The organism is Alcanivorax sp. 97CO-5, assembly GCF_000524665.1.
Taxonomy (GTDB): domain Bacteria; phylum Pseudomonadota; class Gammaproteobacteria; order Pseudomonadales; family Alcanivoracaceae; genus Alcanivorax; species Alcanivorax borkumensis.
Map to the genome: position 1 here is coordinate 198,889 of NZ_KI965905.1, position 21,227 is coordinate 220,115.

Below are 21,227 nucleotides of genomic sequence, written 5' to 3' on the forward strand. Positions count from 1 at the left end.
AGGAACGCATGTCTAATATCGAAATGTTGTTGTCCATCATGGCCCAACTCCGCGACCCGGAAACCGGCTGTCCGTGGGACATCAAACAGGATTTTGATTCCATTGCGCCTTACACCATTGAGGAAGCCTTCGAGGTGGCCGAGGCCATTGCCTTGCGGGACTATCCTGAGTTGAAGGAAGAGCTGGGCGACCTGTTACTGCAGGTCGTGTTCCATTCGCAAATGGCGCAGGAGCAGGGGCTGTTCGATTTCAATGAGGTTGTGCAGGTGCTGTGTGACAAGATGGTTCGCCGTCATCCTCATGTATTTGCCGGTACCCAGGCCGATGACGAACAAGCAGTAAAAGCAAACTGGGAACAGATCAAGCAACAGGAGCGCACCCGTAAGGGCCGCGAACATAACAGCACCATCGATGGCGTCCCGGCAGGGCTTCCCGCATTGCAGCGTGCGGGCAAAGTACAGAAGAAAGCCGCCAAGGTGGGTTTTGATTGGCGCGCCCCGGAGCCGGTTCGTGAGCAGGTGAGCCGGGAGTTGGCGGAGCTGGATGAAGCGCTTTCCAGTGGTCACAAAGATGCCATCGAAGATGAGTTCGGCGACGTGCTGTTTACCCTTGTAAACCTGTCCAGGCACCTAAAAATAGACCCGGAGCAAGCACTGCGTCGGGCAACCAACAAGTTCGAACGGCGTTTTCGGGTCATGGAAGCACTACAGACCCGCCCTTTGAGTTTGTTAGATGAGAGTGCGCTGGAAGCCGCTTGGCAAGAAGCGAAAAAAGCGTCAGATTGACCTCGCGCACGCCGCCTTGTTCCCTTGACATAAAAACTTCACATAAAAGAAACTTTTCAGTCACCCACTCTCCCCATACTGCGCCACCAAGCAGTCAACGTTACCTCGTAGGGTTGGGGTTTCAGTCACGCTGTTACGTTGCATACAAAATATTGCCTGATTGAAGGAGTGTTGGAATGAAGAAGAATTTGCTTGCGATCGCTGTGGGGGCTGCCGTAGTCATGCCTGGTCTGGCTCTAGCCGATGGCCCGACGGTTTACGGTAAAGTTAATGTTTCTTTGGAAAACGCCGAGTTCGACAATGGCGTGGACTCCAGCGAAGATGCCTGGGAACTCAACAGCAACGCTTCTCGCCTAGGGGTTAAAGGTGATTTCGACCTAGACGTGGCTGGCCTGAAAGCTATCTATCAAGCTGAGTTTGAAATTAGCGTGGATGATGGCGACAAAGGTGGTGAAACCTTTAGCCAGCGTAACATCTTCGGTGGTTTGAAAGGCAGCTTCGGTACTCTGAAAGCGGGTAAGTTTGATACTCCGACCAAAAAAGCCCAAGGCAAAATCGACCAGTTCAATGATCTGAGCGGCGATATCAAGAACGTTTTGTCTGGCGAGAACCGAGTTTCTAACATCATTCAGTACAGCACCCCTACTCTGGGTGATCTCGTTACTCTGAACGCGGCGTTTATCCCGGCAGAAAACGATGATATCGACGGCGACGGTGATCCGGAAACTGGCCTGGCAGACACCATTTCTGTGTCTTTGGTCGCTGCAAAAGACATGTTTTACGGTGCGGTTTCTTACGATGCGGACATGGTCGATGAGCTGATCACTGACGAAACGGGTAATAGCCCGACTATCGATATTACCCGTGTTGTGGTCGGTCTTAAGCCGGGTAACGTTGAATTAGGTGCCCTATATCAGGTGGCTGAAGAAGCAGAATCTGCCCCTGGCATGGATAAAGGCGAAGAATCGTCCTATATCTTGAGTGCAGCGTTCAAGATTGATCGCGTGAAGTTGAAAGCTCAGTACGGCATGACTGAAGCCGATGTGTCCGACGAAGAAGTAACCCAGGTAAGCTTGGGTGCAGACTACAAACTGGCCAAAGCCAGCAAGGTTTACCTCTACGGTACACAGCTTGAATTCGACTTGGCTGATACTGAAGAAACCATCTTCGGCATTGGCATGGAACACAAGTTTTAAAGAAAACCCCAGGCGGCGTTTAGCCGCCTGGGTAATGATTCCTCGACGCAAGTTATTGCCCGCCTTTTGGCGGGCTTTTTTGTTTGCGAAACCGCCGACTGATATTCGGCATAGGGTTTGAGGTGCTGGCCACTACGGCCTCGGCCAAAGCATGCTCACCTCTGATTACTGCGGATGTTCTTTGTCTTTGTTTAATGCTGCAGTGCTGGCGGCCTTTGGAGTGCCGGGTTGCGTTGCGGGGGCCAGCAGGTGATAGATAAATCGACCCACCCCTAGCCAAAGCAGCAAACCCAGAATAAGAAAAAGTACGCTGCCATCGTTATAAAGCGCGAGAGTCAGGGGTGCGAACACAATGCCACTGACCAATAGCGCCATGAATATGGCGAGTTGCTGGCGCCGGCGTAGGCTGTCCGGGTTTTTGTGTTGGCGCATGCTCATGGTGATCAAAGGTTCGGTCATAGAAGAAACTACCTTATCATAGCCGCTTGTGTCCCATTTTTGCCCGGAGGCCCAACATCGACGGTTATCCCGTTCCCGCATCGCCGATTGATTGCGAAATCGTCATCAATAAAAGCCGTTTCATCGCTTGGTTGAGGCCGGTAACCCGGCGAGCAGAGGCCATGGCAATAGTGGATGAGGCTCGTCGTCGGTACCCGGATGCAACCCACCATTGTTACGCCTATTTGCTGGGCAGCCCGGCCTCTGCTCAAGCGGCCATGAATGATGATGGCGAGCCTTCGGGTACGGCAGGAAAGCCCATTTTTAATGTGATTCAGCACAAAGGTATAAGCGATGTGCTGGTGGTGGTGATTCGTTATTTTGGCGGGGTAAAACTTGGTGCCGGTGGCTTGGTGCGAGCCTACGGCGCTGCGGCACAAGCAGTGCTGTCAGAAGTGGAGCGGGTGGAGCACACGCCGCAGGTGACGCTAACGCTGGCGGTGCCGTTTGCTCTGGAGCAGCGGATACGGCTCTGGGCCGAACAGCATGCAGCACAGCTGGGGGAGGTGACATATGGCGAGCACGTGAGTATCACGCTGACCTGCCAAGTTACAGACCAAGACGATTTGCGTGCTTTGTGTGCAGCCGAGCAAATAGCAGTGACACGCCCGTAGCAGCCTGTTGTGTTTCGATAGCGTCTTTCACTTTTCACTTAGGGCCGGTTGGGCCAATTCAGCAAGAGCCGCTTTCCCTGGCCGTATTTCGCGCTACGCTACCGGGTAATGTACCCCAATAATGAGGATGCTCCATGACGAATCAACCGGTAGGGATTGCCCTTCCCGACGGGCATGTAATGCGCGCTCGTTGGCTGCGGCCAGCAGGCCCCCAGCCACATAAGGCGGCGGTGATCGCCATCCACGATATTTTTGGCTATACCGATGACATTGAGCGTATTGCCACGCGTTTGGCGGATAACGGTTATCCGGTGCTGGTACCCGATCTCTATGACTTGCCTGGCAGTAAGGCACTGTGTGTGGTGAAAACCCTTAAGGCCCATGAAACCGGCAAAGGAACCGCGTTTGTTCAGCTGGAGGCTTGCCGTAAATGGTTGCTAGCGCAGACGGATGAGCCGGTATCCCAGGTGGGTGTTATGGGCTTTTGTATGGGGGGGCGTTTCGCCGTGCTCTATGCCAGCCAGGCGCCGGTGCAGGTCGTCGCTCCTTTCTATGGTGGTATTCCGAAAAAGGCCGAGACGTTACGTGGTATTTGCCCTGCGGTGGGTGGTTGGGGCAAGCAAGATATGCTGTTCGGTGATCATGGTGAACGACTGGCCAGCCATATGGAATCGTTGGGAGTGCCGCATGATATTCGCAGCTATGACGATGTGGGGCATTCGTTCATGAATGACCACCAGACCTTCACCTTTAAGAAGCTAGGGCCATTACCGCCGCTTCGGTCGAAGTTTGATGCAGGGGCTTCGGAAGATAGTTGGCAGCGCGTGTTGGCTTTTTTTGAGAAGGTATTCAGCGGTGAGTTGGATGCCACCGCTTAAGCCTTAGCCAGACAAGCCCCGTGCCTTTGCTGCCGAAAGCGAAGCAACGCGGGCAGGATCCGATACGGCTGAGCCTTTAACTATAAGAGGGCAGCCGGCGGCTAATGGCGGGGCTCACCATGCTCGGTTAGCTAGGCCGCTGGCTAGGCGGAAACTCGCATAGATCAGCGATCAAGCATTCTCCGCACTTGGGTTTACGGGCGGTGCACACATAGCGGCCATGCAGAATTAGCCAGTGATGGGCGTCACGTAGAAACTCCTCCGGCACCAGCCGCACTAGGCGTTTTTCTACCTCCAGCACATTTTTACCCGGAGCAATGCGGGTGCGGTTGGAGACGCGGAAGATGTGGGTGTCCACGGCCATGGTGGGGTAGCCGAAGGCAGTATTAAGCACCACGTTGGCGGTTTTGCGGCCAACACCGGGAAGGGCTTCTAGCTCTTCACGGGTGCGGGGTACCTGGCTCTCATGCTGTTCGATCAATATTTTACACAGTTGAATGATGTTTTCGGCCTTGGAATTAAACAGGCCGATGGTCTTGATGTACTCTTTGAGCCCATCCACACCTAGAGCGAAAATCGCCTCTGGCGTATTCGCCACCGGATATAGCCGCGCGGTGGCTTTGTTGACGCCCACATCCGTGGCCTGGGCTGAGAGCACCACGGCAACCAGTAGCTCGAAATCCGACTGGTATTCCAGTTCGGTGGTCGGGTGTGGATTCTGGGCACGCAGACGAGAAAAAATTTCAGTACGTTTTTCGCGATTCATATCATCTTCCTGTGTTCGCCAGGCAGTATAGCGAATCAAGTGGCTACTGTGAGGGGTAACCCCTGTGAACGGTGGTGTGCCAGGTCCGGATAGACGGATCAAAAAGGAGAGTTAGATGCAGTTTTCCGCCATGGAAACCCTGATGATCGCCTTGTTGGTTCTTGGGTCAGGTCAGTGGCTGGTGCACCGGCTGTCCATCCTTTCCCGGTTGAATATGCCGGAACCGGTGGTGGGCGGTTTGTTAGCAACCATCATTGTGACCGGGCTTCAGCTTGGTGGGCTTTCCCTAACGTTCGATGAAAGCATGAAGATACCCTCCATGCTTTTTTTCTTTGGGGCGGTGGGCCTAGCTGCAGATTTTCGTCTGCTGAAGCAAGGTGGCTGGGCCATGTTGTTGTTTGCGGTGTTAGTGATCGTACTGGTGGCACTGCAAGATCTGGCCGGGGTTGGCATGGCCAAGATCTTGGGCCTAGAGCCTTACTACGGATTGATCGGTGGCTCGGTGACCATGACCGGGGGCCACGGTACCGGCGCAGCTTGGGCCGGGGTGTTCGAAAAAGACTTTGGGTTAACCGGAGTGTCGGAGCTGGCGGCAGCATCAGCCACCTTTGGTCTGATATTCGGGGCCTTGCTGGGCGGTCCGCTGGCCATGTTTTTGATTCGCCGTTATCGGCTCGCGGCTCCTGCCCATGGGGCCGCTGAAGATGCCTCAGCCTACGACAAGGCAGAGAAACCACACCCTATTTCCGCAGGCAGTGTGATTCGGATTTTAATGTTACTTTCCATCGGCGTTGTTGTCGGTAAAGTGGCGGCAGAAACGTTTGCCTCTGTGTTCCGCTTGCCGACGTTTGTCTGGGTGTTGTTCGTGTGCATCCTGCTGGGCAATACTGCGCGCCGTCTATGGAAGGTCAATGATGCCACCATTGATGTGGTGGGCAATACGGCGTTGGGAATTTTTCTGGCAATCACGCTGATGAGTTTGCAGCTGTTGCAGTTAGTGGATCTGGCTTTGCCGATGTTGGCAATGCTGATCGGACAGGTGCTGTTGGCGTTGGCCTTCATTACCTTTGTCACCTTCCGCCTGATGGGGCGTAACTACGATTCGGCAGTGCTCTGTGCAGGCCACTGTGGTTTTGCCATGGGGGCAACACCAACCGCGGTGGCGAATATTCAATCTGTGACACAGCATCATGGCCCCTCACCGTTGGCGTTTATTATCGTACCGGTGGTGGGGGGCTTTATCGTGGATATTGCTAATGCCACTATCATTCAAACGTTTGTATCGATGTTGTCGGGATGATGGCCTGCAGAGAGCGCACTGCTATGTGCAGAAAGCCCAAAAAAAGAAGCCCGCTAATGCGGGCTTCTTTTTGCGTAGTTGGCGTTATTGCGTGACCACGTCGCCATCTTCAATGCGGAGCCGTTCGCCGGGTTTCTTGTCCATGCGAATGGTCTGTTCGTTGTCATTGAAGGTATAGGTCACGTCATAGCCTTCGGTCCGGCTTTTGTTTTCCATTACCGTGTTGCAACGCTGCTCTGTTGCAGTGTAAGTGTTTTTTTCCTGCATTCCTTTTTGGATCTGGTTGCCAGCCACACCGCCGGCGATGGCACCACCTGCGGTGGCGGCATCTTTACCGCTGCCGCCGCCAAACTGGTGGCCCACCACGCCGCCGATAACGGCACCAACCACACTACCGGTGACCCGGTGTTGGTCTTTGACCGGTTTTTTGCGCTCTACACTCACTTGCTGGCAAACCTCACGGGGTTCTTGCCAGCTTTTCACAATGGGTTCCACATTGAGCACTTTGGCATAGCCTGATTTTTGTGGGGTAACGGCCTGATAAGCCCCATAGCCCACACCCGCGACGGCCACGGCACCCACAATACTTAAGGTGGCAATTGCTGCGCTTTTCATGGCTGGTTCCTTATTTGTTAGTTGTGCCCATTATGATTCCGCAACACTGGAAATGTTCGCTGTCTGGCTCACAACAAGTGCAAAAGAATGTGAATTGTACTGTTCAACAGAGTGAAAATATTTACATGTACAGCAAATAAATGAGCATGATGACCTCTTCCTCATTTTTTTATATGAAGAAGAGGTCATGGCAAATGGGCGCGGCACCATTGAGGTTTTGGTGGCCACTTTTGTTGGTTGAGCCGCTCCTACGAAGAGGGCGTAGGAGGGCAAGAAGGCGACAGGCTTGGCTAGCCGACTTTTCCGGTGGTGCGCACCCGACGGCTGGTTTTAGGTTCGTCGCTGGCTTTGCGTTTCTGGACTTCTTTGATGCGCTTGTCGATGACGTTTTTACCCGCGATGATCAGCCCCAACCCAAGGAAGGCGCCGGGCGGCAAGATGGCGAGCAGGAAACCGCCGTAGTTATCGATGACCGTGAGCTCCCAATGGGCAGCCATGGGGCCGAAGAGCAGCTGCATGTTGCTGAACAGTGTGCCTTGGCCTACCAGTTCGCGCATGCCACCGAGAATCAGCAAGATCACCAAAAAGCCCATGCCCATCATCACGCCGTCCACCATAGCGGGCAGAACCGCATTTTTACTAGCGAAGGCATCGGCGCGGCCCAGCACGGTGCAGTTGGTTACGATCAGCGGAATGAAAATGCCGAGGATTTCATACAGCTCAAAGGTGTAAGCCTGCATCAGCATTTCGATCACGGTTACCATGGCCGCGATGATCATTACGAAGGCAGGCAGGCGCACAGCATCGGTAACGTAATGACGAATCAGTGATACGCAGGCGTTGGAGCCCATCAGCACCACCAGCGTTGCCAGGCCCAGGCCCATGGCGTTGACCACGGACCCGGTAACTGCCAGCAAAGGGCACAGGCCGAGAATCTGCACGGTGGCCGGGTTGTTATTCCACAAGCCGTCCATGCTGATCTTTTTGTAGTTCACATCACTCATCACAGGTCTCCACCGGGGTGGTGTCTGCAGGGGCGCTGAAGACGTGGTTCTGGTTAGCCGAGAAGTACTGTAGCGCGCGGTGCACGGCGCCGACTACCGCACGGGGGGTAATGGTGGCGCCGGTAAAGCTGTCGAACTCGCCGCCGTCTTTCTTTACGGCCCAGCCTGCCGCCTCTGGGTTGCCCAGAGAATGGCCATTGAAGCCAAGAATCCAGTCAGACTTTTTGGTTTCGATACTGTCCCCCAAACCCGGGGTTTCATTGTGAGGCGGCACCACGCGCACGCCTTGCACTTGGCCTTGGGTATCCACGCCGACAATCAAGGCAATGGCGCCGCCGTAGCCATCCGGGGCGGTGGCTTCCAGAACGGCACCGCTGTTCTCGCCATTCAGCCGGGCACGGTATAGGTGCTGCTCGCTGCGGCCCAGCAGGGGATCGTTCACGGTGATGCGGTCGGCAAGCAAGTCGTTGTCGTGCTGATGATGAGGCATCACCTGATTCAATGAGGTCATCAGCGCTTGCTGCTTGTTGCAGCGCACCTGATCTAACGTGGCTTCATTGGTAATGGCCAGGGTGGCGGCGGTGCCAATGGCAAACAGCCCGAGGATCACCGCGTTCTTGGTGATGGCATAGCGCATCATCAGTTGGTCCCTCGGTTGGATGACTTATGCCCGTAGGTCCGTGGCTGAGTGTAGTAATCAATGAAGGGGGCGGACAGGTTGAGCAGCAATACCGAAAATGCCACCGCGTCCGGGTAGCCGCCAAAGGTGCGAATCACCCAGATCAGCACGCCGATCAGCAAGGCATAAACCAGCCGGCCCATGCGGCTGGTGGCGGCACTGACCGGGTCGGTGGCGATAAAGAATGCCCCCAGCATGGCGCCACCAGAAAACAGCTGAAAGAGCGGGTCGGCAAAGCGGACCGGATCAATCAACCAGGCAAGCAGAGCCGGTAAGCCTAGGCCTGCGAGAAAGCCCGCAGGAATGTGCCAGGTGATGATTTTGCGGCTAATGAGATACAGGCCGCCGAGCAGGAATGCCAGGTTGACCCATTCCCAACCCAGCCCGGCAAACTGGCCATGCAGAATACTGTGGCTGGCCAGCTCTATCTCGCTGCTTGCCCCGGCACTGTGGACGGTGCGAAAGGTGTCTAGTGGGGTGGCACCGCTGAGCCCGTCCACCGGCAGTTGCCCGGTAAACAGCTGCCAGCTTTGCAGCAACGATAACGGTTCGCCGGGCGCCAGCCATTGAGTCATGGCCACCGGGAAGGAAATGAGCAGCAGCACATAGCCGACCATGGCCGGGTTGAAGGGGTTCATGCCCAGGCCGCCGTATAGCTGCTTGGCTACGATGATGGCAAAGCTGACACCCACCAGGGTGAGCCACCAGGGGGCGGTGGGCGGCAACGCTAAACCAAGCAGTACCGCAGTCACCACCGCACTGTAGTCTTTCAGGTAGAAGGCGATATTGCGGCCACGGGCTTTTAGGAATAACGCTTCACTGACCAGCGCAACAATCACCGCCCAGAGCACGTTGATCACTGACCCCCAGCCAAACTGCCAAGTGAGTACGGCAAGGCCGGGCAGGGTGGCGTAGATCACCTGGCGCATAAACGCGCCGGTGTTGTTTTTCACCGTGGCATGGGGTGACGTTGAGGTAATCAGGCTCATTGATATATCCCATGTGTGGCCGAACGCGCCGATGAGGGCGCGAGAATCGCGCTGCCAGCGACGCTCCTGCAGAAGGTCAGCGCCTGGGAGCCTGCATCCGGCGTCAGGGTTATATTCATTCTGCCAATCCTTGTTCTTCTAGCGCTTGCTTGAGCGCCTTGCGGGCAATCTGGGTTTCGCTTTCCAGCGCCTGAAGTTCCGAGCTTAGCGCTTCAAGGGTGTCTTCCGACGCACTGCTGCGTTGCTGTTCCAGTTCCTGCTGTTTGTCTGCCAGAGCACTTTCTGCGCGGGCGGCTTCCAGTTTCAGGGTTTTCAGGTCTTTGCCGGTATGGGCACGAATGTCAGCCTTGGCTTCTTCGATCAGTGCATCCAGTGCATCACGGGCGTTGTCCGCCTTGGCTTTGAGCTTGTCGATTTTGCCCTGCATAGCGCTGAGTTCGTCGGCGCTGGCGGTTTCGTTGCGCTCGGCCCGTTCGAAGGCAGCGTGGGCTTCCTTGTATTGCTTGTGCGCCATGTTATAGGCGGTTTTTAAGCCCTTAAGGCGTTTCTGCCGTTTGGCCGCCTGTTCCGGGTCGACTTCAGTCAGCGACTGCGGCGCCTGTTCTTCCGGAACAGCAGGGCGGTCGGTGGCCGCCGGCGGGGCTGCTGCGGGCGTTGGCGTAGGTGCGGGTACAGTGGGCGCGGCGGCTTTGGCATCGCGTAGGTCGGCTTTTAGCTGATCCGCGATAGCTTTTAGGCGGTCTGCCTCGGCGCGAAGCTCGGCCACGTTATCGGCGCCCTCTTCATCGGCCTGCTTGGCTGTTTTTACCGCCGCCTTGTAGGCCATGGAGGCTTCGCCAACCTGTTGCTTCAGCGCTGTTACCGGGTCGGTTTTAGCTGTGGCGGGCGCTGTTACAGGCGCAGCGGTGGCTGGCGCGCTGGCCTTGGCGTCACGGAGCTCGGCTTTCAGTTGGTCGGCAATGGCTTTCAACCGGTCTGCTTCGGCGCGGAGTTCGGCAGCGTTATCATCGCCGTTCTCATCGGCCTGTTTGGTCGCTTTCACTGCGGCCTTGTAAGCGGAGGAGGCTTCACCGACCTGTTTCTTCAACTCGGCAACCGGGTCTACCTGTGTGGCCGGTGCGCTGGCCGCTGGTGCATTGGCTTTGGCATCGCGCAGCTCAGCCTTGAGTGCGTCAGCGGCGGCTTTCAGTGTGTCTGCCTGGGCTTTCAATTCTGCCACATTGTCTGCGCCTTCGGCTTCCGCTGCTTTGGCGGCTTTCACTGCCGCCTTGTACGCGCTGGAGGCCTCGCCGACCTGCTTCTTGAGTTTGGCCACCGTATCTTCTGCCGGGGCTGCCGCAACGGGGGCGCCGTCTTTGGCATCACGCACTGCCGCTTTGGCCTGGTCGGCCACGGCTTTTAGGTTTTCCGCCTGGGCTTTCAGTTCGGCCACGTTGTCTGCGCCATCGGCCTCTGCGGCCTTGGCCGCTTTCACTGCGGCTTTGTAGGCTTTTGAGGCATCCAGTGACGCCTGTTTCAGGGCGGCCACATCCACGGAACTGGCGGCGGCGGGGCCGGTTTCCTTCTTCTTGCGATTGGCTTCCAGGCGCGCCTGGCGACGGGCTTCTTTTTCTGCCTGTTCGTGCTCGATGCGGGCCTGCCGGGCTTCGAAGCGCTGGCGAGCCTTGTCGGCTTTTAGCTGGTCTGCGGCCTGTTGGCGAACTTCGGCCTTGGCGTAGCGGTAGTACTGCACCAAGGGAATATGGCTGGGGCATACATAGGCACAGGCACCGCATTCGATGCAGTCCATCAGGTTGTGATGCTGTGCTTTTTCCAGGTCGTCATTCTTGGCGTGCCAGTACAGTTGCTGGGGCAGCAGGTTGGCTGGGCACACTTCCGCGCAGGAACCACAGCGAATACAGGGTTGTTCCGGTGGCGGTTCCGGCAGCTCTTCCGGGCTGGCAGCAATAATGCAGTTGGTGGTTTTGACCACCGGCACAGCCGGGTTGTGCAGGGTGAAGCCCATCATTGGCCCACCCATGACCAAACGGCCAATCTCCAGGCCAGCCAAGTTGCCATAGGCCAGTAAATCGCGCACCGGGGTGCCCAGCAGCACCTCGTAGTTACCGGGCTGGCTGACGCCATCGCCAGTGAGGGTGGTGACCCGCGATATCAGTGGCTCGCCATCACACACGGCCCGTTTAATGGCATAGGCCGTGCCCACGTTTTGGCATACCACGCCCACCTGGGCGGGCAATTGGCCACTGGCCACTTCCTTGCCGGTGAGCAACTGGATTAGCTGCTTCTCACCGCCGGAGGGGTATTTGGTGGGCACCACGCGCACTTCAATATCGCAGCCTTTGCAGGCCCGCTTGATCGCGGAAATGGCCTCGGGCTTGTTGTCCTCGATACCGATTAAGGTACGGCGAGGATTGAGAAGGTATTGAAGAATATGAATGCCAGTAACGATTTGCTCGGCACGTTCGCGCATCAGGCGGTCGTCGGCGGTGATGTAGGGTTCGCACTCCACCGCATTGATGATCAGCTGCTCTACGCGCTGGTGGTCGCCCAAGTTAACTTTGATGCTGGTAGGGAAGCCGGCGCCGCCCATGCCGGCAATGCCCGCGTGGCGAATTATATCGACCAGTTCCGCCGGGCTTTTTTCGGTGAAATCGGTAACGCCTTGGTGTTCAATCCACTGGTCTTCGCCATCGGTATCGATGACGATACATACTGCATCCATTCCTGATGGGTGTTGTATGGGGCGTGGGCCGATAGCGCTGACCGTGCCAGAGGTGGGCGCATGAATGGCCGCGCTCACCGCACCGACGGGTTCGGCAATCATTTGCCCTTTAAGGACCTTGTCACCAGGTGCCACCAATGGCTTGGCAGGCGCGCCGATGTGCATGTTCAACGGCAACACCAGCTGCTGTGGCAGCGGGCCGGCCATAATGGGCGTGCCGTTGGACAGGTGTTTCATTTCCGGCAGATGAATGCCGCCATGGAAGTCATGAATCTTTCCAGCAGGAGTCGCCGAGCGCCGCATGCCAGATGCCAGGCGGGCAAAAATCGAGCGGGGCTTCTGGGCTTTATCGGTTTGGGCCTGACTCATAGCAAAAACCTCCCGCCATGGGCGAGCGGAGCAGGTTGGCAAAGCACCCGCATCATGCGCGTGGTGTTAGGTATCGGATGTGTCATAAATTCACCACCTCGATACGGCTGTCCGGGCGTTCACCAATCCCGGCTGGGCGCTGCCAGCCCCAGGTTTGCAGGGTGGGCTTCACTTCCAGCATATCAATGCAATCCACCGGGCAGGGCTCCACGCAGAGATCGCAGCCGGTGCACTCATCCACAATGACGGTGTGCATCAGCTTGGCGGCGCCGACAATGGCATCTACCGGGCAGGCCTGGATGCACTTGGTGCAGCCAATACACTCGTCTTCACGGATGTAGGCCACCTTGGCCACGTTAGCGTCTTCCGCGCCTTCATCATCCAGCGTCAGTTCTTCGCGGCCCAACAGTTCCGATAACGCAACAACCGTGTCTTGCCCCCCTGGCGGGCAGCGGTTGTGCTCTTCGCCTTCAGCAATGGCTTCTGCGTAGGGGCGACAGCCCGGATGGCCGCACTGGCCGCATTGGGTTTGGGGCAGCAATGAGTCGATTTGGTCGACGATCGGATCGCCTTCCACTTTGAATTTTTCCGAGGCAAAACCTAGCACCGCACCGAACACGGCGGCCAAAGCTAGCAGGGCGGCGACAGCAATCAGTACACCACTCATAGCTTGATCAACCCGGAAAAGCCCATGAACGCCAGCGACATCAAGCCAGCGGTAATCAGGCCGATGCTGGGGCCGCGAAAAGCTTCGGGCACATCGGCCACGGCAATGCGCTCACGCATGGCGGCAAACAGAATCAGTACTAGGGAAAAACCAATGGCGGCACCGAAACCATAGGTCAGCGACGACATAAAGGTGGCGTCTTCCTGGCGAACATTCAGCAGGGCCACGCCCAGCACGGCACAGTTAGAGGTAATGAGGGGCAGAAAGACGCCCAGCACCCGGTACAGCAAGGGGCTGGCTTTCTTAACAAACATTTCGGTGAACTGCACGGCCACGGCGATCACCAAAATAAAGCTGATGGTGCGCAGGTATTCCAGTTCAAAGGGCACCAGAATGTAGGCCCAGGTCAGGTAGGCAAGCACCGAAGACAGGGTCAGCACGAAAGTGGTGGCCAAAGACATACCCATGGCGGTCTCCACTTTATTGGAGACCCCCATGAATGGGCACAGCCCAAGGAACTGCACCAGCACGAAATTGTTCACCAGCACAGCGCTGATCAGAATCAGGACGTACTCAGTCATGTGATCGCAGGCTCGCTTGCCGAAAATAGGAGTAAACGCCATGTTTACAAGGCGTTAAGGGTGCATAGTATGCGGCAGCGCCTGTATTGGCTCAAGAATGATAGCGAATAAGCTTAATAGGCAGGGGGATACAGACCATTGGTGGTCTTTTAAGCAGTTGAACTGCTTTTGCCACTATTTTGCCGTCCAGAGGGGGCAAACGGTTGCGGTGGGCCGGGCAATCCAGTATCCAAGACAGACGAAAGACCCCGTACCCCTAACCTTGTTGATTGGGAGAAACCTGTGCCTGCTTTACCCCGCGATTTTGACCGTGATGGTCTGCTCGAATATTCCGTGGTTTTCACCGACCGTTCCCTGAACCATATGTCACAGCGCTTTCAGCAGGTGATGCGGGATATCTCATCGACCCTGAAGCAGGTCTATAACGCACATTCGGTGACCGTGGTGCCCGGTGGCGGCAGCTATGGCATGGAAGCGGTGGCCCGGCAGTTTGCCACCGATCAATCTTGCCTGGTGATCCGCAATGGCTTCTTCAGCTTCCGCTGGAGCCAGATCTTCGAGATGGGCAAGATTCCCGCCAAAGAAACCGTGCTCAAGGCGTCACCGGTTAGTGACCAGCCGCAAGCGGCGTTTGCACCGGCTCCTATTGAAGACGTGGTCGCGGCGATTAAGGCTGAAAAACCGGCCATGGTGTTTGCGCCTCATGTGGAAACGGCGTCCGGCATTATTCTGCCCGATGACTACATCAAACAGGTGGCAGATGCAGTGCACAGCGTGGGTGGCCTGTTCGTGCTCGACTGCATTGCCTCCGGCACCATCTGGGTGGATATGCAGGCGTGCGGCGTGGATGTGTTAATCAGCGCGCCACAAAAAGGCTGGAGCAGCTCGCCGTGCAGCGCACTGGTGATGCTCAGCGAAGCGGCCGACAAGCGCCTGCAGGAGACCACCAGCACCAGCTTTGCCTGCGACCTGCGTAAATGGCGCGACATCATGATTGCCTATGAAAACGGCGGCCATGCCTACCACGCCACCATGCCCACCGATGCGCTGACCGCTTTCCGCGACACCATGCTGGAAACCGTGGAACGTGGCCTGGACACCGTTAAAGCCCAACAGTGGCAGCTGGGCAAGGCAGTCCGTGCGTTGATGGCTGAGCATGGTTTTGCCAGCGTGGCAGCACCGGGCTTTGAAGCTCCCGGCGTGGTGGTGTCCTACACCGGCGACGATGGCATTAAAAGTGGCGCGGCGTTTGTGGCGCAAGGTCTGCAGACCGCAGGTGGTGTGCCTCTTATGTGTGACGAACCGGCGGACTTCAAAACCTTCCGTGTTGGCCTGTTTGGCTTGGACAAACTCGGCGACGTGGATGCGGCGGTGGCCCGCCTCAAAACCGCACTGGATCAAATTGGCTAGCCTTTTCACGGGCAGGGTAGGGGCGCTGGCAGTATTGCTGGCGTCCGTGTTCGTTAATCCTTCAGCACAGGCGGAGGAAAGCATGGACGAGCCGCAATGCGTTGTGTTGTTGCATGGGTTGGCCAGAACCGCCCATTCAATGAAGAAAATGGAAACGGCCCTGGAGAAAAGCGGTTATGCCGTGGTTAATCAGGGCTATCCTTCTACCAAAAAGAACATTCAAACCCTTGCCGCTGAAACCCTTCGCGCCGCACTGAATAAATGCCCACCCAACGGGGCGGTTCATTTTGTCACCCACTCCATGGGTGGCATTTTGCTGCGCCAGTATCTCAGCCAACATACGATTCCACGCCTGGGCAGAACCGTCATGCTCGGCCCACCCAATCAGGGCAGTGAAGTCGTCGACCGCCTCGGTAGCTGGGCGCCATTCCAGTGGTTCAATGGCCCCGCCGGCAGCCAAATGGGCACCGGCCCGGATAGCATCCCCAACCAGCTTGGCCCAGTGGATTTTCCGGTGGGAGTCATTGCCGGCAACCAAACCATCAATTTTCTGCTCTCCACCCAACTTCCCGGCCCCAATGACGGCAAAGTCACCGTGGAAAGAACCAAAGTCGAAGGCATGCAGGATCATTTGGTATTGCCGGTGACGCATCCGTTCATGATGCGAAACGGCGCGGTGATTGAGCAGGTAAAGGTGTTTTTGGAAACAGGGCAGTTTTCCCCTGAGGGGTAGAAAAGCTCGAGTATCACTGGCGTTGACCTGTTTTCAACGCAATCTTGCTTTGAGTTCTGTGTGGCAACTTGGCTATGGCACCACAAAGGGCTGTTATGCCAGGCCGTTTCGTCGGTCATCATCAACAACAGGGTGCTAATAGGGAAACGGTTGAGCTAAAGGGGAACCGCTTATAGGGTTCTGATTACGCTACATTAATGGATGCTTAACTTGAAAAAGCCACTTTTGTATTTCATTGGGCTTATTGGCTCAGGGATTACGTGCCTGTTATCAGGCATTTATTACGCTGTCACATGTCAGCAGGGATGCGATTATTTGGCTGCTCCGGCTATCTATCCATATTTTGCGTTCTGGGTTTTTCTTGTCTTTTCATCCTATCTTCTGGTCAAGCTTGTCATGCTGGTTTTATCCAGAAAATAAGACGCGAAAAAAGCGCAGAAGATTCGGAAAGAAAAAAGCACACGAGGGGGCATGTCTTGCCCCGTGACCCAAGGGGAAAAAGGCAATATCTAACGTGGAAATTGTTCCCTGCTTGTAATAGCAGGTGGCTATATTTATCTGAAGCCTCAGCCGCCCATGCTACTGGCTGGAAAGTAGAGTGATTCGATCCTTGTTTCCTTTTCCTTTTCCTTTTCCTTCACGAGCGATGCGCTGGCCCAGGCCGAAATCAATGGAAACCCGTGCTCAACAGAACGGGGCGCAAATGCGTGTAGGCGATATCTCAAGATTCGCTAAGTCATTGATATTTATTTCGGATTGCGACTTAAATGTGCATGGAGTCCCCGGAAATAGGCCGCTCGTTCGAGTTTTGTCAGATGGGAAAGATTCTCACTTCTTGGGTAAGTTGCTAAATGTTATGGGTTTATCGAAATTATATACGGTAGCCTGTTAAGAAATATGTCGAAAAAAGATATGTCGAATCGTTCGACTGAATACGCTGTTATGTGTTCAGCACGTTGACGAATAAGGAGTTGCAATGAAAATCAAGGATTTGATCAAGAAGCTGCAGCAGTTTAATCCAGAGCAGTCCGTGGCCTGCTACACGGAGGACGAGGGCCTTAAGCACGACGGCGCTCCTGTCCAAATATTCGAGATTTTGAATATTTCTGAATCTGAAGCCGAATCGAGCAGGCTAAACGATGGCGCAGGCAAGCCTTGGCTCAAGTTCGGAAAATCTGATAGCTCCTCAAAATTTGTTCTTATTGAAATAACATCCGATGCTTAGGTCGATAGATTCAACACATAACAAGTCACTGCACGGGACCACTTCTCCGCCGCTCCGCGGCTACAAACTGTCCCGTGAGTTCGGGCGTTAGGCAATAAATCCATGCACCCAATAATTCAGTATTTATCAAATAGACAAGAGCTAGTTATTCGCGCAGGTAAAATTTTTTACCATGGTGGGTTTTACGATGCCGGCCACAACTTTGAGGGGCACTCATGGTTTGCAAAAGAGCAATCATATGCTGCCGGGTATGTCACGTGGGGAGCAGATGAAGCAATTGCTAGAGGGCAAACTCCTTACTTGTCGCAATTTGAAGTTCAACGCGATCTTACAATCCTTCTAATTGAAGGGAATCATGTGCAAGATCTTTATGAAGTATATGGTCGAGTCTGGAATCATAAAGAGCTTGCACAAGATACGGCTGAAAACTTAAGAGAGGTAAATGAATCAGCAGTTGGGTTGTTAATGGCAGGGCTTGATGATCACCTACTAATTGATTTTGAAAACACACTAAATATCGTAAACTCAATAAATGACATTGACTTGATTAAAGAAATTAAAAATGCCTAACAAAGCCAGCCAGAGGGACCAAAAAACCGCCGCTTCGCTCTGGTTTTTCGGCCCCTGCTGGCAGGCGTTATATTTTTCGGAGAGTGAATTGCTAACCTTAGAGCTACTAGATAAGCATATTTCAGAATGTAGGGAGTATGTTGAAGCTGGCAAAGAAGACCCTAAGACACTTGAGTTTTTTCTTAGTCTTCGCCATGACCTAGCGCAAGCAACGCCAGAAGATTGGGCGGCTTATAATGAACTTGCAGACCATCTTCCGGATCAAAATGCGGATCCTGTTCTAATTATTCTGAAAGGGCAGTTATTGATAGAAAGGCTGGTTAGAAACTTTATTTTATCTCGTTTTCCAAACCCCGATGCATTTGAAAAAAAACAATTTACAGCTGCCCACTGCATTGCGATAGGCGAGAGTATGTGTTTGAAAAACCAGGAACCAGAGTGGCTTTGGAAGCAAGTTAAAGAACTGAATAGCATCCGAAATAAACTTGCACACAACCTTGACTACGAGAGTATAGAACCTCGCGTTAATAGTTTTGTTTCAACAATTGCCAATGCTCAGAATTTGGAAAATCGGACTATAACGAGCGCCATCGCAAGAATCTACGGAATGATCAAAGGTCTTTGTGACTTGTCTCAGAGTGATGGTTTCCTTGCATTATAAAATATAACAAGCGCATGTTGCTGGACTGGTTTTTCGTTGCGCGCCAAACCAGCCGCAAATGCGGGCGTTAGGGCTTGTTTGCGTTGAGTTAATAATATGTTTCCAATCGAATTGATGGGTGGGCTTTGGCACACAACTAGTCTAGAGAGGTTTAACCGAATACTTGAATTCGGTGCTATTTCACCAGCTCCAGACATTCCTGACAGTGAGCGCTGTTGTACGAGAGGTGGTTCAGCAACCTATCCTTATGTCAGGCATATTGGTGGAGTAAGCCTCTTTGATTTTGAAGATTTTAATCCCGAAATTTATAGCGAAAAGTATCCGGCATCTTCGTGGTCCTTCTTTGTTCCACAGTGTGAGAAATACGATCAAACAGTGTGGATAGAAATCAACAGAGAACAAGCCGAAAAAAATCTAATAAACGGCGTGGACTTGTTGAGCAGATGGAAAAGCGGTGGTGAACTCGGGCATAATATAATGCCTCTAATTGAATGCGCCTATATTGGTAACCTAGGAATTAACTTATTTGTTCAAACATATCTATATGAAAGCAGTGCAAATACGTTTGCAGAACTGCAAATACCCTAACAAAACATCAGGTTCGTTCGCTACCGTTCACTGGGACGCGCAAAAAGCCGCGCGCCGCTTATGTAAGCGTTAAATGCCCAAGAGGAAGTTATGTCAGGGATCGCTAATACTCCGAGTCCGCCATATTACGCGGTGATTTTTAGTTCTGTTCGCACGGATGGTGATCATGGTTACGGTGCTATGGCAGACAGAATGATCGAACTGGCCGCCGAGCAGGAAGGGTTTCTTGGTATCGAGTCAGCCCGCGAGGACGTTGGTATCACTGTTTCATACTGGTCCAGCGAGGAAGCGATCAGTAATTGGAAGCAAAATGCTGAGCACCTTGAAGCCCAGCGTTTGGGCCATAAAGCTTGGTATTCCGAATTCAAAATCCGAGTTGCAAAGGTTGAGCGGGCTTATGGCATTTAACCAGTCAATCAAGTTTGTTCCCGGCCTGGCGGCCGTCCACCGGACGGCTTTTAGCCGCCGCTTATTTCAGCGTTAACTATTTAAGGAGCCATCATGAAACGAACACTAATCGAAATTTACGCACTAGCAGTTTGTTTTTTTACCGTAGTCTGTTTGGTAATTGCGCTTGGTGTCGGGAGCTGGGATTTAGTCCAAATAGCAAACCCAGAGTTTACGATTAACAGTAAGACTTACGAAAATCATTTGGATAATGACTCCTACCTCAATCGATCATGCCATGCGTGCAAAGAAAAATTAGATGGTGAAAAAGACCTAACTGCTGAGCAAGTTACTAAAGAGAGACAAGAAAGCTGGCAAAGAAGCCTGAATATTGAGGTGAGATCAGCGACGCAGTCATTTTTTCGACTACTTATAATTATTATTTTGGACATTATTTTGTTTTCATCTCATTGGTTTTTAGCTAAAAAAAATAGTGAACAACATGGTTAAGGCCAAGCAACATCAGTCGCTACTCTTCTTGGATAGTCTTTTCGCTGCTCAGTTTGTGAGTGGCTTCGCCATTTTGCACAAACTAACCAACAACAATTCTGCCGTTATTGGCAGCGTTACAGGCATTCACAAGGAAGAGGCATGATCAAAATTACTTTGCTAATGCTTCTATCAATATCCATGATTGGTTGCACTACTAAGCCACAACAAACCTGGTCGCTTCTTGATAAGAACGCTTCAAATATCTATATAAATCAATATCACACACAGATTCGGATGACTCTTCCGTATAATAAAATGCCTAAGAAATTTTCGCCTGATCAAATACAGAAAATTATTGCTTCTTATACTTACCACTTAAAATGCACCACTAAGCCAGAGTTCAGCGCAGACATTAAATCTCCGTCTGCGGATTTATATGCAATTTGTCCAAGCTTGTAAAAACACAATCAGCGACCATCTTTTATCGTTAGGCCTCTAGGAGGAATTGTGCCGTATTTGAAAGCTATTTTAGTTTTCTCCATGTTTTTTGTGGGCGCTGTGAATGCTGAAGAAGTTCAGGATGAAAGTCGAAACAGATCAATCCCTATCGAAATATCCTATCCAAGTAATATCAGCAATTGTACCGTTGAAAATAAGTGTCCGGTTGCATTCCTTAGTGCGGGATATGGCGTAGCTCATACCAAGTATACGTTTTTAACTAATCAGCTTGCCAAACTAGGATATATGGTGGTTGCTATACTGCATGAGTTGCCTGAAGATCCTTCACTTTCAGTACAAGGTGATCTTTTTGAGACAAGAAGTGAAAACTGGATTAGAGGGGCGAGAACACTTGGCTTTCTCAAAGGTGAACTTGAATTTCGTTATCCCAACTATGCATTTAACGATCTACTTTTAGTTGGTCATTCTAACGGTGGGGATATTTCTGCGTGGCTTGGCAACGAAGAAAAGCCTTATGTGAAATCGATAATCACTCTTGACCACAGGCGCGTACCGGTACCACGAACGAAAGATATTAGTGTTTTGTCTATACGAGGCAGTGACTTTCCCGCAGACGACGGCGTGCTCCCGACAGTTAAGGAAAGTACTGATTACGATATTTGTATAATAGAAATACCAGAGTCAAAGCATAACGATATGTCGGACGATGGGCCTGAATGGTTGAAAGACAAAATATCAAAAATAGTTAAAAATCATATAAATAATGTGGCCTGTGCCGAACTAAGCAAAGCTTAACAAGTGGGTGAATCTGATCGGCACTAGGCTCTGGCGGTTTACGCAAGGCGTTATGGACTGGGAGGCGATGGTGCAAATCTGTGAAACGGAAAGGTTGATTGTACGGCGATTTGCCCTCGATGACGCTCCCGCATTGACCGAAATTCTCAGCGATCCGGAAGTGATGAAATATTCGGTTCGTGGCGTTTGTGATGAGGCCGCTACCCGCAGGTTCATTTGTAATCCCCCCGAAAATTAATCGAGG

At 53.2% G+C, this 21,227-nt stretch carries 25 protein-coding genes; 16 read left to right on the top strand and 9 right to left on the bottom strand.

Going from position 1 to position 21,227, the window contains the following annotated elements:
- Positions 1-8: 8 nt before the first annotated feature.
- Both mazG and Y017_RS12580 read left to right on the top strand, forming a co-directional pair.
- Entirely contained in the window at positions 9-785 is a 777-nt protein-coding gene (gene mazG / locus Y017_RS12575; protein ID WP_011588903.1) for a nucleoside triphosphate pyrophosphohydrolase, read from the top strand.
- Positions 786-961: 176 nt separating this feature from the next.
- A complete protein-coding gene (locus Y017_RS12580; protein ID WP_011588902.1) occupies positions 962-1,981 on the top strand; it encodes a porin in 1,020 nt (339 codons plus the stop codon).
- Between the two features lie 165 nt (positions 1,982-2,146).
- Here Y017_RS12580 and Y017_RS12585 read toward each other — a convergent pair whose 3' ends face one another.
- Positions 2,147-2,440: a hypothetical protein gene (locus tag Y017_RS12585; protein ID WP_035461166.1), complete on the bottom strand. Its 294-nt coding sequence runs from the start codon at positions 2,438-2,440 to the stop codon at positions 2,147-2,149.
- A 26-nt stretch (positions 2,441-2,466) separates the two neighbouring features.
- On the opposite strand from Y017_RS12585, the gene Y017_RS12590 reads away from it, so the two are divergent.
- A complete protein-coding gene (locus Y017_RS12590) occupies positions 2,467-3,093 on the top strand; it encodes a YigZ family protein (RefSeq protein WP_255346568.1) in 627 nt (208 codons plus the stop codon).
- A gap of 134 nt (positions 3,094-3,227) precedes the next feature.
- Entirely contained in the window at positions 3,228-3,971 is a 744-nt protein-coding gene (locus Y017_RS12595; RefSeq protein ID WP_011588899.1) for a dienelactone hydrolase family protein, read from the top strand.
- A gap of 127 nt (positions 3,972-4,098) precedes the next feature.
- On the opposite strand, the gene nth is transcribed toward Y017_RS12595, so the two are convergent.
- On the bottom strand, positions 4,099-4,737 hold the full coding sequence (gene nth, locus Y017_RS12600; RefSeq protein WP_035461168.1) for an endonuclease III: 639 nt from the start codon (positions 4,735-4,737) through the stop codon (positions 4,099-4,101).
- A 115-nt stretch (positions 4,738-4,852) separates the two neighbouring features.
- On the opposite strand from nth, the gene gltS reads away from it, so the two are divergent.
- On the top strand, positions 4,853-6,037 hold the full coding sequence (gene gltS, locus Y017_RS12605) for a sodium/glutamate symporter (RefSeq protein WP_035461170.1): 1,185 nt from the start codon (positions 4,853-4,855) through the stop codon (positions 6,035-6,037).
- Positions 6,038-6,121: 84 nt separating this feature from the next.
- On the opposite strand, the gene Y017_RS12610 is transcribed toward gltS, so the two are convergent.
- The 7 genes from Y017_RS12610 to rsxA form a co-directional block, all read right to left on the bottom strand.
- Positions 6,122-6,652, bottom strand: a complete 531-nt coding sequence (locus tag Y017_RS12610; protein ID WP_035461172.1) for a glycine zipper 2TM domain-containing protein — start codon at positions 6,650-6,652, stop codon at positions 6,122-6,124.
- A 290-nt stretch (positions 6,653-6,942) separates the two neighbouring features.
- Positions 6,943-7,656, bottom strand: coding sequence for an electron transport complex subunit E (locus Y017_RS12615; protein WP_035461174.1), 714 nt, complete (start codon positions 7,654-7,656; stop codon positions 6,943-6,945).
- Positions 7,649-8,296: an electron transport complex subunit RsxG gene (gene rsxG, locus Y017_RS12620; RefSeq protein ID WP_035461176.1), complete on the bottom strand. Its 648-nt coding sequence runs from the start codon at positions 8,294-8,296 to the stop codon at positions 7,649-7,651. Before rsxG ends, Y017_RS12615 begins: the two co-directional genes overlap by 8 nt.
- Positions 8,296-9,324 carry an electron transport complex subunit RsxD gene (rsxD, locus tag Y017_RS12625; protein WP_011588893.1) on the bottom strand — a complete coding sequence of 343 codons (1,029 nt, stop codon included), beginning with the start codon at positions 9,322-9,324 and terminating at the stop codon, positions 8,296-8,298. The genes rsxG and rsxD overlap by 1 nt, the downstream gene beginning before the upstream one ends.
- 115 nt (positions 9,325-9,439) lie before the next feature.
- Positions 9,440-12,415 (bottom strand): electron transport complex subunit RsxC, encoded by a 2,976-nt coding sequence (rsxC, locus tag Y017_RS12630; protein WP_035461178.1) that lies wholly within the window; start codon positions 12,413-12,415, stop codon positions 9,440-9,442.
- A gap of 82 nt (positions 12,416-12,497) precedes the next feature.
- Positions 12,498-13,082 (bottom strand): electron transport complex subunit RsxB, encoded by a 585-nt coding sequence (gene rsxB / locus Y017_RS12635; protein ID WP_011588891.1) that lies wholly within the window; start codon positions 13,080-13,082, stop codon positions 12,498-12,500.
- Positions 13,079-13,663, bottom strand: coding sequence for an electron transport complex subunit RsxA (rsxA, locus tag Y017_RS12640; protein WP_011588890.1), 585 nt, complete (start codon positions 13,661-13,663; stop codon positions 13,079-13,081). The genes rsxB and rsxA overlap by 4 nt, the downstream gene beginning before the upstream one ends.
- Before the next feature lie 282 nt (positions 13,664-13,945).
- On the opposite strand from rsxA, the gene Y017_RS12645 reads away from it, so the two are divergent.
- From Y017_RS12645 to Y017_RS15585, 11 genes are all read left to right on the top strand, one after another.
- Positions 13,946-15,073: an aminotransferase class V-fold PLP-dependent enzyme gene (locus Y017_RS12645; protein WP_035461180.1), complete on the top strand. Its 1,128-nt coding sequence runs from the start codon at positions 13,946-13,948 to the stop codon at positions 15,071-15,073.
- Positions 15,074-15,155: 82 nt separating this feature from the next.
- Positions 15,156-15,806 (top strand): triacylglycerol lipase, encoded by a 651-nt coding sequence (locus Y017_RS12650; protein ID WP_035461182.1) that lies wholly within the window; start codon positions 15,156-15,158, stop codon positions 15,804-15,806.
- 976 nt (positions 15,807-16,782) lie between these two features.
- Complete coding sequence (locus tag Y017_RS12655; RefSeq protein WP_035461184.1) at positions 16,783-17,031, top strand: hypothetical protein; 249 nt, start codon at positions 16,783-16,785, stop codon at positions 17,029-17,031.
- 102 nt (positions 17,032-17,133) lie between these two features.
- Positions 17,134-17,601 (top strand): hypothetical protein, encoded by a 468-nt coding sequence (locus Y017_RS12660; protein ID WP_035461185.1) that lies wholly within the window; start codon positions 17,134-17,136, stop codon positions 17,599-17,601.
- Entirely contained in the window at positions 17,594-18,262 is a 669-nt protein-coding gene (locus Y017_RS12665) for a hypothetical protein (RefSeq protein ID WP_035461186.1), read from the top strand. The genes Y017_RS12660 and Y017_RS12665 overlap by 8 nt, the downstream gene beginning before the upstream one ends.
- A 96-nt stretch (positions 18,263-18,358) precedes the next feature.
- Positions 18,359-18,850: a hypothetical protein gene (locus Y017_RS15255; protein WP_155849268.1), complete on the top strand. Its 492-nt coding sequence runs from the start codon at positions 18,359-18,361 to the stop codon at positions 18,848-18,850.
- Between the two features lie 90 nt (positions 18,851-18,940).
- Positions 18,941-19,258, top strand: coding sequence for an antibiotic biosynthesis monooxygenase (locus Y017_RS12670; protein WP_035461187.1), 318 nt, complete (start codon positions 18,941-18,943; stop codon positions 19,256-19,258).
- A gap of 93 nt (positions 19,259-19,351) precedes the next feature.
- Positions 19,352-19,747, top strand: coding sequence for a hypothetical protein (locus Y017_RS12675; RefSeq protein WP_035461188.1), 396 nt, complete (start codon positions 19,352-19,354; stop codon positions 19,745-19,747).
- 141 nt (positions 19,748-19,888) lie between these two features.
- On the top strand, positions 19,889-20,188 hold the full coding sequence (locus tag Y017_RS15490; protein WP_035461189.1) for a hypothetical protein: 300 nt from the start codon (positions 19,889-19,891) through the stop codon (positions 20,186-20,188).
- Positions 20,189-20,236: 48 nt separating this feature from the next.
- Positions 20,237-20,983, top strand: a complete 747-nt coding sequence (locus tag Y017_RS12685) for an alpha/beta hydrolase (RefSeq protein ID WP_081737622.1) — start codon at positions 20,237-20,239, stop codon at positions 20,981-20,983.
- A 67-nt stretch (positions 20,984-21,050) separates the two neighbouring features.
- Positions 21,051-21,221 (top strand): GNAT family N-acetyltransferase, encoded by a 171-nt coding sequence (locus tag Y017_RS15585; RefSeq protein ID WP_369751980.1) that lies wholly within the window; start codon positions 21,051-21,053, stop codon positions 21,219-21,221.
- The last annotated feature ends 6 nt before the right edge of the window (positions 21,222-21,227 follow it).